The organism is Paenibacillus sp. FSL K6-1566, from assembly GCF_038050475.1.
Taxonomy (GTDB): Bacteria; Bacillota; Bacilli; order Paenibacillales; family Paenibacillaceae; genus Paenibacillus_AQ; species Paenibacillus_AQ lactis.
Genome location: NZ_JBBOSR010000001.1, coordinates 4,208,616 through 4,226,043, shown reverse-complemented (window position 1 = coordinate 4,226,043; position 17,428 = coordinate 4,208,616). Strand labels below are relative to the sequence as shown.

Sequence of the window (17,428 nt, the reverse complement as noted above, 5' to 3'; positions counted from 1 at the left end):
TTCATACAGCTTAGAAAGGAGACATGCGCATGCAAGATGGAAAACAAGCGCAAGCGAGCAAGGGGACCGGATTCGTTCCTTACATACCCGCTTCCAAGTCGATGGCTGAGCTGACGGTATTTGCCATCATCCTGGGCATCGTGCTGGCCGTTGTATTTGCTGCCGCCAATGCATATTTGGGGCTGAAAATCGGCTTGACGGTCAGCGCCTCCATTCCCGCTGCGGTTATATCGTTAGGGGTATTAAGGGGAATATTCCGAAGGCAATCCATACTGGAGAACAACATTGTACAGACGATGACCACAGCCGGCGAAGCTGTTGCCGCCGGCACCATCTTTACACTGCCTGCGCTGTATATGTGGAATCATATTCCTTCCATGGCGACCGTAAGCTTCATTGTGCTTGTCGGCGGCTTTCTTGGCGTGGCGATGATGGTACCGCTGCGGCGGCTTCTGATCGTCAATGAACATGCCACGCTCCCTTATCCGGAGGGAATGGCTTGTGCGGAAGTGCTTAAATCCGGCGACCGGGGCGGCCGCAGCGCCCTTTTCGTCGTGTACGGCTTTTTGATTGGCGGTGTCGTCAAGGCGATGGGTGACGGCTTTAAATGGTTTAGAACCGAGATTGAGACCTATATCTACCGGTTTAAAAATGCCCTGATCGGCATGGATATTTATCCGGCTTTGCTCGGCGTCGGATACATTATCGGACCGAGGATATCCGGCCAGATGCTAGCAGGAGGGGCACTCGCCTGGTTGGTCCTCATTCCGACCATCGGTTATATCGGTGCGGGTGGACAAAGTGTCATTGCCCCGTCCGCAGCCCCGATCGGGGAGCTGACGGCCTGGGGATTGTGGGAGGATTATATCCGTTACATCGGTGCAGGCGCGGTGGCGGCAGGCGGATTAATTACGCTGGTTAAAACCTTGCCGATGCTGTTCGGATCACTCTTTGCCACCCTTGGCGGCCTTCGGAGCCGGGAACATGGGAAGGTAACGCTGGATCGTACCAACAAGGACATTCCTGCGTTCTGGGTCTTTGTGATGATCGCAATCTTGATCGTCATCATCGCATTCGCCCCGTTAACCGATGTGGGCATCATCGGGGCCATAGCGATCGCCGTGTTCGGTTTCTTGTTCGTGACCGTCGCCTCCCGAATCGTCGGGCTCGTCGGGAGCTCCTCATCGCCGGTATCGGGCATGACCATTGCGACGTTATTGATCGTCACGTTTATATTCAAAATGACGGGTTTAACGGGGATGACCGGCATGATCGCCTCGCTGACCGTCGGAGCAATCGTATGCGTAGCGCTTGCCGTATCCAGCGATATTTCCCAGGATCTGAAAACCGGATATCTGGTAGGGGGAACCCCTTGGAAGCAGCAGGTAGCGATGATGATCGGCGTCCTTGTTTCGGGACTTGTGATCGGATTCATTCTCTCCGTGTTGAATGAGAGCTACGGACTTGGTTCCGAACAGCTTCCTGCCCCGAAAGCCGTTCTGATGCGGATCATTGTTGAAGGGATTATGGCCGGCAGTTTGCCGTGGGATCTCGTGTTTATTGGCGTGGCTGCTGCTGTCGTCATCGAGCTTCTCGGCTTGAACTCGCTCACGGTTGCCGTCGGGATCTATCTTCCCATTCATGTCAGCGTGCCGATTATGATCGGAGGCGTGGTTCGCTGGATTATCGAGTTTGCTTCGCGCAAAAATGAGCAATTAAAGGCCGCCAGGGTCGAGAAAGGAACGCTGCTCGCCTCCGGCTTGATCGCTGGTGAATCTCTGATCGGCGTCATTATCGCCGTATTGATCTGGATGAATGTCGACATACCGGGCGATGTGCTGATTGCGAATAATGTGGTGCCGCTCCTTGTATTTTTGGTCGTAACCCTTATTTTGATAGGCGGCTCGTTGAGTGGGAAGCAGGAACGGTTAACCGAGGATCAGGAGGGGTGATACCGGTATGAAGCTTCGTCATAAGAAGCGGCACACTCGGCTCAATCTGTTAGAGATGAAGCCGCTGCTTAAGCCGGGGCTCCGATTCGAGCCGGGAGACGAAGGGGCGCGGGTGCATGTGCCAAGGACCTCTTGGCTGGAGCGGCAGGCTGTCCGTTTCCTAAACCAGCCCGAAGTCATCCGGGTCCGTCTGGATCGTCTTGGCGCAGCCGTCATCCGAAAATGTGACGGTGAGCATACCTTATCCGAAATCGCGCAAATGATCCATGCCGAATTTGGAGAGCAGGCCGAACCGCTGATTCCCCGGCTGGCCGCTTTCATTAAGATGGTGGAGGCGAATGGCTGGCTGGACTGGGAGCTCGCCGCAGATGAATGATCCGTCTGCAGAATGTATAATGGCCTTTACACGAGGTAAGGCTCGACGCTCGGACGGGGGCCTTTCCCATGCCGCATGCTGCATGCCGTGCCTGAAGGCAATACAGTCCCAATTTCAGAAAAATGGCAAAAAAGCGAATAGGGCAACGTTCGCACCCACCTCCGCCTAAACCGTACAGGCGGAGGTTGTTTTTGGCATGTAAAAGGTACTACAATACATACTAGAAGCCATTTTATGGAACGGGAGCTGAGAGATTTGCAGAAGCTGCTTTCTTTGCAGGAGGTCGGCAAACGGTTTGGAAAGGCAATCGTGCTGTCCGACGTATCCTGGAGCATCGCACGCGGGGAATGCGTCGCAATTACGGGAGGAAATGGTGCCGGAAAGAGCACCTTGCTCTGTCTTGTCGCCGGACTGGCCAATCCTTCAAGCGGTGCCAGAAGGGAACATATTAAGCCGTTAATCATTGGTTACGTACACGATCGTTTCCCGCCGCTTCGGTTCCGACCTTCGGAATACTTGCGATATATCGCCCGCATACAGGGTATAGACAAGGAGAGCGCGATCAAACGAATTGATGCCATGATGAATATATTTCAGCTGCCTGATACCATGATGAACTTATGCTCTAAGGGAATGCTCCAGAAGGTGAATGTGATGCAGGCTCTGCTTCGGCAGCCCGATTTGCTCGTCCTGGACGAGCCTCTCTCCGGATTGGATGAGCCCTCGCAGCTGGAGATGATCGGAATGCTAAGCGAGATTAAGAGGCAGGGGACATCGATCGCCATGTCCGTCCATGAGCCGCTTCTGATCGCCTCTCTGGCCGATCGGGTGACGTCTGTTGAAGGTGGAACCATTACGCGAGACGGCATCCTTGCGCAGTGGGAAGAAGCGGCGAGAATGCGGCTGGAATTTTCCCGCGTACGGCCGGACGTCATGCAGCAATTGGAGAGCAGACAGGGCTTTTTATATTGGATATCAAGAGGCAGCCCTGCTGTCATGGTCGTAGCCCAGCCGTTTACGGACGAGATGCTGGTCGAGATTCTGCGCAGCGGAGGGACGATCAGCAGATTGGAGCCCCATGGGAAAGATACGTCCGAATCGGATTTATCCGAATATAATGACGTTTCGGAGAGGGGAGCATAGCATGAGATCTGCTGCTTTAATGACATACATGCTGGCCAGCTATACGAGATCCTACCGGTATTTTGCTCCGCTGGCTTTCACAATCATCTCGGTGATGCTAATCTATTCCTATCGGCCGAATCCCATCATGGACAGCTATGCTGTGACGGCGGCGCTGCTGTTTATCGGCTCCACCTGGCTCGGGATGAATTTTTTGAACCATGACCAGGGGCGTCAATCCATGCTGCTGATCATTCATGCCGGCAGCGCGAGACGGTATTATGCCGCCCAATACGGAGCAGCCGCGATCATCGGATTCATGCTGTGCATTTTCGCCGTGGTCTATCCGGTTGCCTTCGGGATGTTCGGAGAACCGATGTCAGCGCCTATCCTCGCGCTCGGCTTTGCCGGACATTTCGGTTTGTCGCTGATCGGAATATCGCTGTCGTTATTCTTTCAGCCCGGCTGGATCGAGAACCAGGGGAGGGCGGCCGGCTGTTTGATCATTCTGATCATCCTGTCTTTGGCGGGTAAATCGCTCGTTCATTCGCTTCCTGCCTTTTACAGCTTCATCCCCTATGTCCTGCCGCCGGTTTCCGTGATGGTCGATGTACTGATGAATGCCAGGGAGCTGTCAACGCTGCGGATTTCCGGAACCGTGCTCTACCTGCTTGTTTATACGCTTGTCATGTTTGCTATCTATTTGCGGATTGCATGTAACAAGGATGCCGCAAGCTTGTCGCGAAAATCAGGTTGAAGTGGGTGAGGTCTTCCATTACCATAGGGATATCGTTTTTAACGAAACGGTAAAGACAGCCTATATCAGAGGAGGTAACGATGAAACAAACTCGACTGCTGGACAGTGACCACTCCAAAGAGCTGTTTGCCTATTTCGGATTAGCCGTATATTATTCACAGGCGCTTGAGCAGCAGCTGGCGAATTTGTTGATGCTGATTAAGCTGTCCCAAGGAAATGTGCCGTCGGAGGAGGATTTTGCTGAGCTGTACCAACGGAAATTAAGCAGCTCGCTCGGTCAGCTGGTGCATGAAATCCAGCATTACTTTCCTTTCTCCGAAGAAGAGACGGTTCAATTGAAGAAAGTGTGGAAGCAGCGCAATTATATTGTTCATGACTATTTTAAAGAACGGATTCATGAAACCTTTAGCCCGGCCGGACGTTCCCGCATGATCCGCGAGCTGACCGCCTTTAAAGACCAGGCGCAGGCCCTCGAACAGAAGCTGCAAGGCTACTCGAAGGAAATGTATGTGAAGCTCGGCCTGGACGGCAAAAAAAGCGTATAGAAAAATACGCAGATATGAAACATATTCCAACGCCCCTGCGTCAGAAATGATAGGAGGTGTTATGATGAAGAAAACAACAAAATGGTTATCTGCGATTCTGGTGGCATCCTCACTCCTAGGCGCTGGCGCTGCTTCGGCTTTTACCGATATCCAGGGAGAGAAGCAGCTGCAAATGGTGAAGGAGCTGCAAGCGAAAGGAGTTATTCAAGGCGTGAGTGCTGACCGGTTCGCTCCTGGCAAGCCTCTAACGTATGCACAGGCTGTGCAGTTGATCGTCAATGCGGTCGATTTGAAGGTGATGCCGAACTTTACGGGCCGTTCCTTCGAGAGCGTTCCGAAAGATGCCTGGTTCGCGGATGCGGTCAATATTGCGGCCCAGAACGGACTGTCCGTAACGGCGGATATGGAGTGGAATAAGCCGATCACCCGCGAGGACTTTGCGACATTGCTGGTTGAAGCGATCGGGAAAACCGGCAATTACCCGGTCGTGATGATGTACGTGAATGTGGCGGATGAGGACCAAATCAAGCAGGAAAGCAAAAGCGCGGTTCAATTTCTGCTGCTGACGAAAATCGCGAAGCTGGACGCTAACGACAAATTCCATCCGGATCAAAAGCTGAAACGGATCGAAGCGGCCGAGCTGGTGTACAACGCGGTTCAATTTATTGAAGAGCATCAGAAGAATGCCCTTCCTGCCGAGCCAGGCGAATCCGACCCAAGCGTAACGACCCGTATCGAAAAAGCGGACGAGAAGCAGAACAAAGTCACGGTAACGAAGGATGATCTGCCGCATCCGGGGTATTCCATCAAGATTACCTCGGTGGATTATGCAAGCAGCACGGAAGCGGTGATCAACTACCGAATCGTACAACCTGACCCGGACAAATTTTATCCGCAAGTGATTTCTTCATCTTCGGATGATGTGCTCATTCCGGCCAAGTATTCGAAAATTACAGTCAAAATCGATGATAAGCTTGAATTGTCGAAGTAATGCTTCAGCTGGGCCGGCATATTCGGCTGTACAAACAAGCATAAACAAGAAGGCTGCCTCACGCGTTTGAATACGCGAAAGGGCAGCCTTCTTGCATGGTTGTCTTTAATCAATGGATGTACCCGGGCGGCAAATGGGATAATGCGTTAAGCGGCGCCACTGCCGCTAGGGTCCAGGGACACAGTTTTTGGCCCTATAATTTATAGATGACTGCCTGCAGGTTTGGCAGCTAGCTGAGCTCCTACCGGCTCTTTATGCTCGGTTTGGCCGGAATTGCCTCCTTGCTGCAGCTGATACATCTTATAGTACCTTCCTTCAAGGGCCATCAATTCATCATGCGAGCCTCGCTCAACGATTTCGCCCCGGTGCAGAACAAGAATCTGGTCTGCGCTGCGAATGGTCGACAGCCGGTGCGCGATGATGAAGGTCGTGCGGCCGCGCTTCAGAACCTCAAGCGCATCCTGGATCAGCGCTTCGGTCTCCGTATCGATGTTGGCTGTAGCCTCATCGAGAATGAGGATAGCCGGATTGAATGCGAGTGCGCGCGCGAACGAGATCAATTGACGCTGACCCGCGGAGAGCGTGCTGCCTTTCTCGATCACGGGCTCATCGAATCCTTGAGGGAGATGGGCCAGCAGCCGGTCTGCGCCTACATCGCGAAGCGCCTGCTCGACCTGCTCCCGCGTAATTTCGGGATCGCCAAGGCTTACGTTCGAGGCAATCGTTCCGGTGAATAAATACGGATCCTGAAGCACGATGCCCATATGCTTCCGCAGCCACTGCTTCGGAATGTCGGTCACCGGCTTCCCGTCGATCGTAATGGTGCCTTGCTGCGGATCGTAGAAGCGGAACAACAGGTTGATGATGGAGCTTTTGCCTGAGCCGGTGTGGCCGACAAGGGCTACCGTCTGGCCCTGCTTAGCTTCGAAGGAGATATTTTTGAGCACCCAGTCCTTCTTGTACGCAAAGGAAACGTCCTTAAATTCCACATTCCCCAAATATCGAGGCATTGAGCCGTCCGTTACGTTCTCGCCGGTTTCGTCCATCAGCTCGAACACGCGCTTCGCGGATACGATGGAGGTATCCAGCGCTGCGAGCTGATTCACCATGCCGGTAATCGGCTGGAACATCCGGCCGAGCAGGTCAACGAAGGCGTAGAGAACCCCGATCGATACGATGCCGGCCCCATTCAGCGAAGCAGAGCCGAAGTACCACAGCACGACAACGAAGCTTACGTTACGCAGTACGTTAACAAGGTTATGCGTGGTGAAGGAGTTTAGATTCAGCATCTTGTTCTGATGCGCCATGTAATCGGCGTTCAGTGCTTCAAATTCCTCCTGGGTCGCTTTCTGGCGGCGGAATACGCGAATAATGGCCATCCCCTGAATGGATTCGTTGATAATGGCGTTAATTTCACTGAGGCGTGACCGGATGACCGTATTGTATTTCGTCGCGAATTTGCGGTATAGAATCGTCCATACGATCAGCATCGGAATAACAAACAGGCTGATTAATCCGAGACGAACATCCAGAAGGAACAAGGCGACATAGATCCCGGTAATGTAGACTGCGCCAGAGCTAAAGTTGGATAACACGGCTACGAACAGGTCTTTGACCGCCTCGGTATCGTTGGTAACCCGGGATACGACCTTGCCCGCCGGAAGATTATCGAAGAAGTGCACCGGCAGCCGCTGAATGTGCGCGTACACATCGGTTCTCAGCTTCTGGATGACCCGGTTGGCTGCCGATTGCAGCCAGTAGGTTCTGCCGAACACCGTAACCATGGACACCAGCAAGCAGATCAGGAACAGGCCGACCAGCTTGTAGATGCTGGGGAGCTCCGGCTTGTAAAACTCGAATAATTCACTTGTGGACAAGGGGACTGCCGGATACCGGAGCTGCTCCTGCCCTGCGGTGACCGTCAGCATTCCGTTCTCATAAGAGCGCGTACCGTCAACCCGCGTCACCGGTTCATGGATAAAATAGAAGCTGCGTCCAACCTGGAGGATCCGTACCTCCTGTCCGCGTGCTTCACCCGAGGCAAATCGGTCCTCACGCTTGTAATAGGTCCCTTTATATTGTGCGGCGCCATCCGCTTCCTTGCTCTCATAATACGGCTTCTCAATGGCAAGGATATGGTCGTCAATCATCGTTTTGGCGATGAACGGGCCGGCGAGCTCGGCAGCCACCCCGAGCGCAAGCAGGAGCAGCGCCGCAATGAAGGTGCCTTTGGCCGTTAATGCATATCGGAACAGCCTCTTGGCGATTCCGGAATCATTGGATATCGTTGTTTCATTTGGAGTCAATTACGACACCTCCTCGGAGGTCAGATTGTTTTCGACCTGCTGGCGTTCATATTGCTCGCGGTACCAACCGCCAAGCGCCAGCAGTTCGTCATGGGTCCCCTGCTCGATGATCCGGCCGTCCTCAAGCACAACGATGAAATCCGCGTGCTGTACCGCCGACAAGCGATGGGTCGAGATCAGTGTTGTTTTGCCCGCCCGCTTGCTTCGGATATTCTCGATAATTCTCGCCTCGGTTCTGGCATCGACTGCCGAGAGGGAGTCATCCAGAATCAGAATTTCAGGGTCGCCGATAAAGGCACGGGCAAGGGAGACGCGCTGTTTCTGGCCGCCGGATAGGGCAACGCCCTTCTCGCCGACGAGCGTGTCAAGTCCATCGGACAGCGTGACCAAGTCCTTATCGAATGCAGCAGTGGTGATCGCTTCCATAATGAGCTCGTCACTGGCGTCCTTTTTGCCGAATTGGATGTTCTGTCTCACGGTTTTGGAGAACAGAATTTGCTCTTGGGGAACATACCCGATCCAGCTGTGCAGTTTGTCGGCAGCCAGCCTCTCGATCGGAACGCCTCCGATCAGAATATCTCCGGTTCCGGTCGGATATTCATGCAGAAGCTGCTTCAGCAGCGTGGATTTACCGCTTCCCGTTCGTCCGACAACGCCGAGCGTCTGGCCTTTTTGCAGCGTAAAGCTGACATTTTTCAGATTATCGACGGATGAGGTCGGATAGCGGAACGTGACGTCCCGAAAATGGATCGAATCCGGTTGATCCAGGTCGACGGGCTGTTCCGGGTCTGCGACGTCCGGCGGCGTATGGAGTGTATCATTGACACGGTCCAAGGACGCATTGCCCCGCTGCATGATATTGATCAGCTCGCCGATCGCGAACATTGGCCAAATCATCATCCCCAGGTACATATTGAACGATACGAGATCCCCAAGGGTGATTTGGTTATGAAAGACCAGATATACGCCGTAGGCCAAGCTGATCACATAGCTCAGTCCAATGGAAAAATTAATCGTCGGCTCGAATAGAGCGTCGACTTTGGCTACGGCCAGGTTTTTGCGGTAGACATCGTCCGTGATATCCTGAAACCGCTTCTGGTCGGCACGTTCCTGTACATAAGCCCGGACGACCCGCACGCCGGCAACGGATTCCAGCACCTGGTCGTTCATATCTCCGAATGCGTCCTGCGCTAGCGTATAGCGCTTATGGATCGCTCTTCCATAGATCACCATGCCGATGGCGATGATGGGAAGCGGGAGAATCGCCGCGAGCGTCAGCTTCCAGCTGACGATAAAGCCCATTGCAAACAGAACAACGATCAAATAGATCGTGGAGTCGGTCATGACGAGCATGCCGAATCCGGCCGTGGCCGCAACGGATCGCAGATCGTTCGTTGCCTTGGCCATCAAGTCCCCGGTCCGGTTCCGTTCGAAGAACGGCGGCAGCATTCGCAGCAAGTGATTCATATAGCGGGTCCGAAGCAGGCGCTCCACGAGATTTGCGCCTCCGAACAGGCGGTGCATCCATATGTAGGTCGCGCCGTAAACGATTGCAACGATCCCGAGAATCATCAGGATATATCTGGCCAGGGAGGCCCAGGTAATGGAGCTGCTGACGATATCGTCAATCGCGTCTCCGAGCAGCAGCGGCGGCAGGAGCTCGATGAGCCCGCAAAAAATGAGGAAAAATAATCCGATTAAGTATCGTTTCCGTTCTCGCTTGAAAAACCATCCTAAATTTCGAAGTACGGCAAACATGGTATCCCTTCCTTTCGTATGCAGGTTTTCTGCAGCCGATCATCTCTGAAAACCAAAAAAAGCACATCATCCGGCGACGGACGATATGCTTATTCAATCTTTAACCTATCATACGCACGGTGATCGAGGCCTTTCGCGCGCGGTTATGCCAGTTCACCCAGCGGACTTGGAATCCGTATGAACATGGCTTCATGATGACGATGCAGCACGAACGGGGAGCCGAATCATATTCAATTGTAGGATCTTCAGATCAAACAAGACATCCATGCCAATTGGATTCAACATGAGGCTCACCCTTTCTTCGTAATTTTACAATAAATTCAAATCGATCTCGTATGGAGTGAATTGTAACACCAGATTCTGAAGTGTGTCAAACCTAAATTTTGAGGAATCCGCTCAAGGGATCAAGCTCAATCCGTCATGAATATGTTATCAAAATGGATTTGTAACCTAATGTATGTTTGCGTTATTATGTTAATACGTACATGGAATTTACATCAAAAGACCAGAAACTTCGGCCTTTCTATTGAGAGATGCTTTAGCCGGAGGCTGTCGGAAATTGACTTCTTGAGAAGGGGGCACAACAAATGCAGATTCAAGTCAGCGATGAGGCGGCGCGTTGGTACAGAAAGGAACTGGACCTTCAACCAGGCACGTATGTGCGCTTCTTCCCACGGTATAGCTCAGGCGGCGGGCTGCATCCCGGATTTTCGCTTGGCATTTCCGTCGAGGAGCCAAGATCCCCGGGACTGACCGAGCGGTCGGAAGAAGTCACGTTCTATATGGAGGAGCAGGACCTCTGGTATTTGAAGGGCTATACGCTGCACGTCACTTATGAGGAATCACTGGATGACATTTCGTATATTTATGAAGAAGAGGGCGCAGTGAATTGATCGCATAGGAATATACTGCAGCGCTGTCTAGGGAAAGGAGGTTCCCGGGATGAACGTATATCACCGCGATATTCGCCAATATATCGGCAAGCGTTCTGTGGTCCGCGTAAAGGCGGCTGTGCTCGTACTGAACGAGCATGGAGAGCTCCTGCTTCTGAAGCGGCAGAACAGGGACGTATGGGGACTTCCAATGGGGAACCTGAAGCCTGGCGAAGCCCTTGAAGATACCGCTTCCAGAGAGCTGTGGGAAGAAACCGGGCTTACCGCGGATGAGATGCGGCTGCTGGAGCTGGTATCCGGTCCGGAGTACATGAAGAAGCATCTTGGCGGAGACGAGGAATACTATGTCATCGGCCTTTATGAGGCAACGGGTCTGCGCAGCGCGATTCAACTGTCGATGGATGCGGAAATCTCGTTGAAGTTTTTTAACCCTGAGGATTTGCCCAAGATGGATAAGATCACCGTCCATTTACTTGAGAAAGCCCAAAAGGCGAAGGAAGCTCCATAGCGGCTGCAGCAAGAAAAAGCGGGTTGTTCTGCAAAAGCAAGAGGGGACGGCCCCGCAGGGGACCGTGCCTCTTGTCTGTTTATATGAAGATTGCCGCTGTGTCAGCGGCAATTGACCAGGCGAACATTTGGATAGCTCGAATTCAAAAATTCCCCTTACGGGGAATTTTTTTCAGTCAGGATAAACTGCTACATCCTCTTTTAGTAAAATTAGAGCTGCTCTTATAAATTCAGCTCAAATGTTAATTAGGCAACATCCCTCCCCAGCGTTTTTCTTCTGCTTCTGGCATATGAATCCCGAATTGATCCAACGTTCGAAATACAATGTGATTCACTACATCATCCAATGATTGTGGATGGTTATAGAACGCCGGCATTGGAGGGAGAATAACCGTTCCCATACGAGATAAAAACAGCATATTTTCAAGATGAATATCATTGAGTGGGGTTTCACGTGTGACCAATACCAACTTTTTACGTTCTTTTAATATGACATCTGCTGCTCGCGCAATCAGATTATCCCCTAAGCCTATTCGAATGGAAGCCAGTGTTTTCATTGTACAGGGAATAACGATCATCCCGTCGACCTGAAAGGAGCCGCTTGAAATCCTGGATCCCAGATCTTTGTTGGAATACGAATAGTCTGCCATCTTTGAAACTTCCTTCGCTGTAAACGGCGTTTCACTTTGTATGGTTGCAGCCGCCCATGAGGATAATACCAAATGTGTTTCAACGTCAGTAGATTTAAGAAATTGCAGAAGGCGGACACCAAACATGGCTCCTGTTGCTCCCGTTATTGCTACAATTAACTTCATCTTGTGTAACTTCCTTTGTATTAAATTGCTTGCTGTAATTACTGTGAAGTCTTTCATAATTTCGATGAAAATCATTTAAAATCCGTAGTTTTCCCAATTCTTAACGATATGATTTCGTAATTTCTCAGGATAACTTCTAAACGATGCTTCGATGGGTTGCTTATCTGCCGAGGTGTTATTCCATGGCATCAAGCAATTGTAAATGACCTTTGTAGTAACTCCTGTGCTTTTTTCTTTTTCATCCAGGTAAGCAACAAGGGGAAGTACGTTTTGGTCGGTCATGGTTATTCTTTGATCTGGACGATGACGAGTTGCCAAAGCCCACACCACTTGTTTGATATCACTTGGATCGATATCGTCATCTGTGACAATAACTTTTGGCACATAAGAACCGGCTCTGGTTGCAAAAACGGCTTCGCCGATTCTATAAGCCAGCCCTTCATGATCTTCTCTTTGACGGCTGCGATCTACGGTGACAACAAGCCAATGCACCGCAGACTCTAATGGAATAAAGCATTCCTTTACAGGCAGTCCTTGTTTTCTCAGCGCATGTTGAATGCTTGCAGCAATAGCGATGCCCCAGTTGGTGTGATTTTCTTCAGGTGGGATACCTGCTGCAGTTACCGGCATTATTGGATGATTTCTATAAGTCATGGCGGTCACATGAAAGCGTGGAGCTTGTTTTTCATGCCCGACCCATGTATAACCGGCATATTCACCCATTGGGCCTTCTGGAATCATCTCTTCAAAGGATGCGGTACCTTCGATCACAATTTCACTTGTAGCCGGGACTTCCAAATCGTTGGTCTCGCATTTAACAACATCAATGGCCTCACCATACCACCCTCCAATCATCTCTCCTTCGTTAACATGGTCGGGAAGAGGATACCCTGCAATCATGGAGATACCGGGATCGACACCCAAGCATAAGGCAAACGGCATTTCTTTCCCTTCCTTTTTCCATTCTCCATATATTTTTCCGAGGTGCTGAGAGGCTATAACAACACCGGCCATTGAACGGGGACCCTCCAGCATTACACGTGATATGGACCAGTTAACCCAAGATCCATCAGGTGTGCGGACAATCAAAATTCCGTAAGTATTAATGTAACGTCCTCCATCACCAACATGAATATACGGTACAGGAAGTTTTGTCAGATCAATGTCGTCATTAAATAATTTGTTTTCTTTACATTCACCATTCGTAACCAAGCGAGGGGGAATGGGGTGAACGTCGGGAAGTTTAGACCACTCTTTAACCAGCTCAGGGGCAGGCGTGTTAATCGGAAGCCCAAGGGAAAGCGCTACTCGAATAAATGGATGCTCCTTATTGGGGCTAATACCTACAGGTGCACCTAATACCTCAAATCCTGGTCTACTGTCTTTAATATTTTTAAAAAGTGGTGCCGGTGACGGCAGTTCATAAGCACGACGAATGATGGCACTCATCTCTAAGTTCCAATCGATCTCCTGATGGATCGGAACGATTTCGTTATATTCTTTTAGGATTTCCACATATTCACGGAAGCTTTTTAGTGGTTTCATATCTATGGTCCTCTCCTCAAATAAACTATTCCTTGCTGTCTTTCGGCTACTGTTTTATTTTAGGATATAGTAAATACATATGTAAAATATATATAATAGTAAGTAAGTATATATAAAATATATGATGGAAAGGGCGCTTTGGAGATCATGGATTTAAAGAAACTGGTTTACTTTATAACGATTGCAGAAGAAGGGCAGATAACACGTGCAGCTAACCGGTTACATATTGGCCAGCCCCCGTTAAGTATGCAACTAAAGGCATTAGAAGATGAACTGGGAGTAATGCTTATTAAACGTAATAATAAGATATTTGAATTAACTCCTGCCGGAGAGACTTTTTATAAAAGAGCGAAGGAAGTTATAAATTCAATTGATGGGATGATTGCAGAAGTTAAGGAACAGCAGGAAGGAATAAGAGGGAAACTTTCATTAGGGACAGTAATGTCATGCGTACCCTACCTTCCTCCACTTTTAAAATTATTTAAAGAGAAATATCCACTTATTTCGTTTCAACTTTGGGAGGAAGATTCACAAAGAATTGAAGAGCTTCTTCTAAATAAAGACATTGAATTAGGCATTGTAAGGTTACCATTCCAATCTAAAGAAATGACCGAAATGAGAAATCTTTCAATCCACCATATACAATCTGAACCACTCGTAGCTCTACAACCTTCTAGTGGCACTCTTTTTAAGGGAACAACGATTCCGATACAAGAATTGAAGGATCAGCCGCTTTTAGTATTACATGGCCAGGGCGATTACAATGTTTTTCACAAGTTTATTGAAACATGTAACAGTTTTGGATTTAATCCAAACATTACATGCGAAAGTCCTGATGTGACAACATTAATGACTTTAGCCGATTCAGGACTAGGAATTGCAATTGTTCCTAAAATCGCTTTACAGATAAAAATGTGCAACACCTTGTCTTATGCCGAGATCATACCAAGCATAAACTCTGAAACTGCCCTCATATGGATAGAGCATGGATATTTGTCAAAAGCTGCACAAAATTTTAAAGACATTCTAATCCATCATTTAAAATAATATGCTTTGTCCTAATGTCCTTCTTATGAACCTGCCGATAGCATAAATAAGCAGCCGGGTTTGAAGATGCATCCCAATTGTTAGAACCAACGAACAATGGAAGTGCAGTATTATATACATATTCACAAACGTATAAAAAATAAAAAGGGCATGAGTCCGGTCCACTACCGGAATTATGCCCAACAGGTTGTTTTATAAATACGTGTCTCCCAATAAGGCGGCGCTTCATGCTGGTGAACGGCTGCCTGTGCGTATTTATTGGATTAAACCGCGTTTAACGCCTCGAATATCATGAATACGATCTGTTGGCGAAGCGCCGTCCGCAGCGATCGTTTAAGACATCGGTATTTCGAGGGCGAAATCGAAGTCGTCGATATCATACACTTGAACGGGGAGAGCGCTTTCCACGATACGCTGAATCAGCTCGTATTGGTCGGTCAGGATCGGTGCTTCGGCCTTTTGGGAAGCGAGCAGAAGCTCGGTTTCGATCGGATCGAAGGCCTCTCCGTAGGTTGCGGTATCCAAGGTATTCATCACCGTTACGGTTGTGGATTCCCCCACAGGAATCATCGGGCTCTTGGCCCAAGGGACCTGAAGGGCGCGATCGATCTTCTTCTTATTGAGCGGCTCCTCGAAATAGGAGATGAGCTCACGGATCTTCATCTTGACGTGCTGATCATCTGCGGTATTGTTCATGAGCTGCTCCTCGCTGGCATGGAGCTCGTACAATTCCAATATGGTTGTATACGGAACAATGTATTCGACGGGCGTCGGCGGTACCAACAATTGGCCATATATGGCCAGCATAACCGCTTCCGTCACGAAAATCCTGGTCATGAAAGAAATCCTCCTGCGTGATATGATACAATAATTGAGTTTAGAACTAATAAATCATTGAAGGGTTTAATTGTCAACCGCTCTTTATAGAACAACCGGGTGGATTGCATAGGAAAGGGGCTGTTATCTCACTTGAAATCATGGAAAATTTACTATCCATTCGTTAAGCCTTATATGAAGTGGATCATTCTGACCCTCGCGATCGGGATGATTAAATTCGGGATCCCGCTGCTGCTCCCGATGATCATGAAGTATGTTGTGGATGACCTTCTGATCAACCAACAGCTGTCCGTCGCACAGAAGATTGAGCAGCTCATGTGGATTCTCGGCGGTACTCTGGTGGTGTTTGTCATCATCCGGGGACCGGTCGAGTATTTCCGGCAGTATTTCGCGCAGTTCATTACAAGCCGGATTCTCTTCGATATGCGAAACCGGCTGTACGCTCATCTTCAGCGCCTGTCGCTGCGCTATTATCAGAACACGAAGGTGGGGGAGGCAATCTCCCGCTTTATTAATGATGTGGAGCAGTCCAAGAACCTGGTGGAAGTCGGCATGATGAACATTTGGCTGGACATTTTCACACTGCTCTTCGTTCTGGTCATCATGTTTGTCATGAATCCGGTGCTGACCCTGGTATCCATTGCGGTGCTTCCACTGTACGGATTGGCGGTCAACCTGCTGTACAAGCGGCTGAAGAAGCTCACGAAGGATCGGTCCCAGGCGCTGGCCGGCATTCAAGCGTACCTGCATGAGCGCATTCAGGGGATCTCCGTTATTCGAAGCTTTACGCTGGAGCGTTACGATCAGAAGAAATTCGAAGGCATCAACGGAAATTTCCTGAAAAAGGCGATGGCCCAGACGCGCTGGAACGCGCTCACCTTCTCGGTGATCAACACGCTGACCGACATCGCGCCGATCCTGGTGATCGGCTACGGGGGGTACCGGGTTATCCAGGGGGATCTAACGCTGGGGACATTTGTTGCCTTCTTTGGTTACCTGGACAGGCTGTATGCGCCGCTGCGGCGTCTGATTAACTCGTCGACGGTGTTGACACAAGCCTCTGCATCGCTGGAGCGCGTCAAGGAATTAATGGACGAGCCCTACGATATCGTGGACCGGCCGGATGCCAAGGAGCTGAAGCAGGCGGGGCAGATCGAATTCGACCGGGTGTGGTTCCAGTATAACGACAATGCGGGTTGGGTGCTGAAAGACATCAATTTGACGATTAAGCAGGGGCAGACGATCGCCTTCGTCGGGATGAGCGGCGGGGGGAAATCCTCGCTAATCGGTTTGATTCCAAGATTCTACGACGTTCAGCAGGGCGCGGTCAAAATCAACGGACATGATGTTCGCAGCTTAACGCTGGACAGCCTGCGCGGATCGATCGGCATGGTGCTTCAGGATAATTTCCTGTTCAGCGGCACGGTCCGGGAGAATATCCTGTTCGGCAACCCGGAGGCAGGCGAAGAGGAGATCATCGCCGCGGCGAAGGCTGCCAACGCCCATGATTTTATCACCCAGCTGCCGCAGGGATATGAGACGGAGGTTGGCGAGAGGGGCGTCAAGCTGTCCGGCGGACAGAAGCAGCGGCTTGCCATTGCCCGCGTCTTTCTTAAGGATCCGGACATTCTTGTGCTCGACGAGGCGACCTCTGCGCTGGATCTGGAATCCGAGCATCTTATTCAGCAGGCGCTGCAATCGCTGACCCATAATCGGACCACGCTCATTGTCGCGCACCGTTTGTCAACGATTACGCACGCCGATCAGATCGTCGTGCTGGAGAACGGCCGGATTACCGAGCAGGGCACGCATGCCGAGCTGATGAACCTGGACGGCAGCTATGCCCGGCTGTACAATGTGCAGCATCTTGAAGCTTAGAAGCAGAACTTGAATAAGACCCGTTTCCATGGCCTGCGCGGCCTGGAAGCGGGTCTTTGATGTTTATGTTTGACTCTATTGGCTTTATTGCCGGTGTGC

15 protein-coding genes are annotated in these 17,428 nt (G+C 50.5%); 10 read left to right on the top strand and 5 right to left on the bottom strand.

Annotation, left to right across the window (positions count from 1 at the left end):
- Positions 1-29 precede the first annotated feature (29 nt).
- The 6 genes from NST08_RS18535 to NST08_RS18510 all read left to right on the top strand — a co-directional run bounded on the left by NST08_RS18535 (position 30) and on the right by NST08_RS18510 (position 5,743).
- Positions 30-1,952, top strand: coding sequence for an OPT family oligopeptide transporter (locus tag NST08_RS18535; protein ID WP_341342141.1), 1,923 nt, complete (start codon positions 30-32; stop codon positions 1,950-1,952).
- 7 nt (positions 1,953-1,959) lie between these two features.
- Positions 1,960-2,328, top strand: a complete 369-nt coding sequence (locus NST08_RS18530) for a PqqD family protein (protein WP_007128659.1) — start codon at positions 1,960-1,962, stop codon at positions 2,326-2,328.
- 234 nt (positions 2,329-2,562) lie between these two features.
- Positions 2,563-3,471, top strand: a complete 909-nt coding sequence (locus tag NST08_RS18525; RefSeq protein ID WP_341342140.1) for an ABC transporter ATP-binding protein — start codon at positions 2,563-2,565, stop codon at positions 3,469-3,471.
- Position 3,472: 1 nt separating this feature from the next.
- Positions 3,473-4,207, top strand: coding sequence for a hypothetical protein (locus NST08_RS18520; protein ID WP_210095116.1), 735 nt, complete (start codon positions 3,473-3,475; stop codon positions 4,205-4,207).
- An 80-nt stretch (positions 4,208-4,287) separates the two neighbouring features.
- A complete protein-coding gene (locus NST08_RS18515; RefSeq protein WP_341342139.1) occupies positions 4,288-4,752 on the top strand; it encodes a hypothetical protein in 465 nt (154 codons plus the stop codon).
- Between the two features lie 61 nt (positions 4,753-4,813).
- Positions 4,814-5,743: an S-layer homology domain-containing protein gene (locus NST08_RS18510; protein ID WP_341342138.1), complete on the top strand. Its 930-nt coding sequence runs from the start codon at positions 4,814-4,816 to the stop codon at positions 5,741-5,743.
- A gap of 200 nt (positions 5,744-5,943) precedes the next feature.
- Here the strand turns inward: NST08_RS18510 and NST08_RS18505 are convergent, their stop codons facing one another.
- Both NST08_RS18505 and NST08_RS18500 read right to left on the bottom strand, forming a co-directional pair.
- Positions 5,944-8,049, bottom strand: coding sequence for an ABC transporter ATP-binding protein (locus NST08_RS18505; RefSeq protein ID WP_341342137.1), 2,106 nt, complete (start codon positions 8,047-8,049; stop codon positions 5,944-5,946).
- A complete protein-coding gene (locus tag NST08_RS18500) occupies positions 8,050-9,807 on the bottom strand; it encodes an ABC transporter ATP-binding protein (protein ID WP_210095113.1) in 1,758 nt (585 codons plus the stop codon).
- A 587-nt stretch (positions 9,808-10,394) separates the two neighbouring features.
- On the opposite strand from NST08_RS18500, the gene NST08_RS18495 reads away from it, so the two are divergent.
- Positions 10,395-10,700, top strand: coding sequence for a HesB/YadR/YfhF family protein (locus NST08_RS18495; RefSeq protein WP_007128652.1), 306 nt, complete (start codon positions 10,395-10,397; stop codon positions 10,698-10,700).
- 49 nt (positions 10,701-10,749) lie between these two features.
- Positions 10,750-11,208 carry an NUDIX domain-containing protein gene (locus NST08_RS18490; RefSeq protein ID WP_007128651.1) on the top strand — a complete coding sequence of 153 codons (459 nt, stop codon included), beginning with the start codon at positions 10,750-10,752 and terminating at the stop codon, positions 11,206-11,208.
- 241 nt (positions 11,209-11,449) lie between these two features.
- Here NST08_RS18490 and NST08_RS18485 read toward each other — a convergent pair whose 3' ends face one another.
- Together NST08_RS18485 and NST08_RS18480 are read right to left on the bottom strand one after the other, a co-directional pair.
- Positions 11,450-12,022: a UbiX family flavin prenyltransferase gene (locus NST08_RS18485; protein ID WP_007128650.1), complete on the bottom strand. Its 573-nt coding sequence runs from the start codon at positions 12,020-12,022 to the stop codon at positions 11,450-11,452.
- 75 nt (positions 12,023-12,097) lie between these two features.
- Positions 12,098-13,567 carry a UbiD family decarboxylase gene (locus tag NST08_RS18480; protein ID WP_007128649.1) on the bottom strand — a complete coding sequence of 490 codons (1,470 nt, stop codon included), beginning with the start codon at positions 13,565-13,567 and terminating at the stop codon, positions 12,098-12,100.
- Positions 13,568-13,714: 147 nt separating this feature from the next.
- Between NST08_RS18480 and NST08_RS18475 the strand changes: the two genes are divergently transcribed.
- Complete coding sequence (locus tag NST08_RS18475; RefSeq protein ID WP_007128648.1) at positions 13,715-14,614, top strand: LysR family transcriptional regulator; 900 nt, start codon at positions 13,715-13,717, stop codon at positions 14,612-14,614.
- 333 nt (positions 14,615-14,947) lie between these two features.
- On the opposite strand, the gene NST08_RS18470 is transcribed toward NST08_RS18475, so the two are convergent.
- On the bottom strand, positions 14,948-15,451 hold the full coding sequence (locus NST08_RS18470; RefSeq protein ID WP_007128647.1) for a hypothetical protein: 504 nt from the start codon (positions 15,449-15,451) through the stop codon (positions 14,948-14,950).
- Between the two features lie 132 nt (positions 15,452-15,583).
- Here NST08_RS18470 and NST08_RS18465 point away from each other — a divergent pair, with 132 nt between their 5' ends.
- On the top strand, positions 15,584-17,329 hold the full coding sequence (locus tag NST08_RS18465; RefSeq protein ID WP_007128646.1) for an ABC transporter ATP-binding protein: 1,746 nt from the start codon (positions 15,584-15,586) through the stop codon (positions 17,327-17,329).
- The last annotated feature ends 99 nt before the right edge of the window (positions 17,330-17,428 follow it).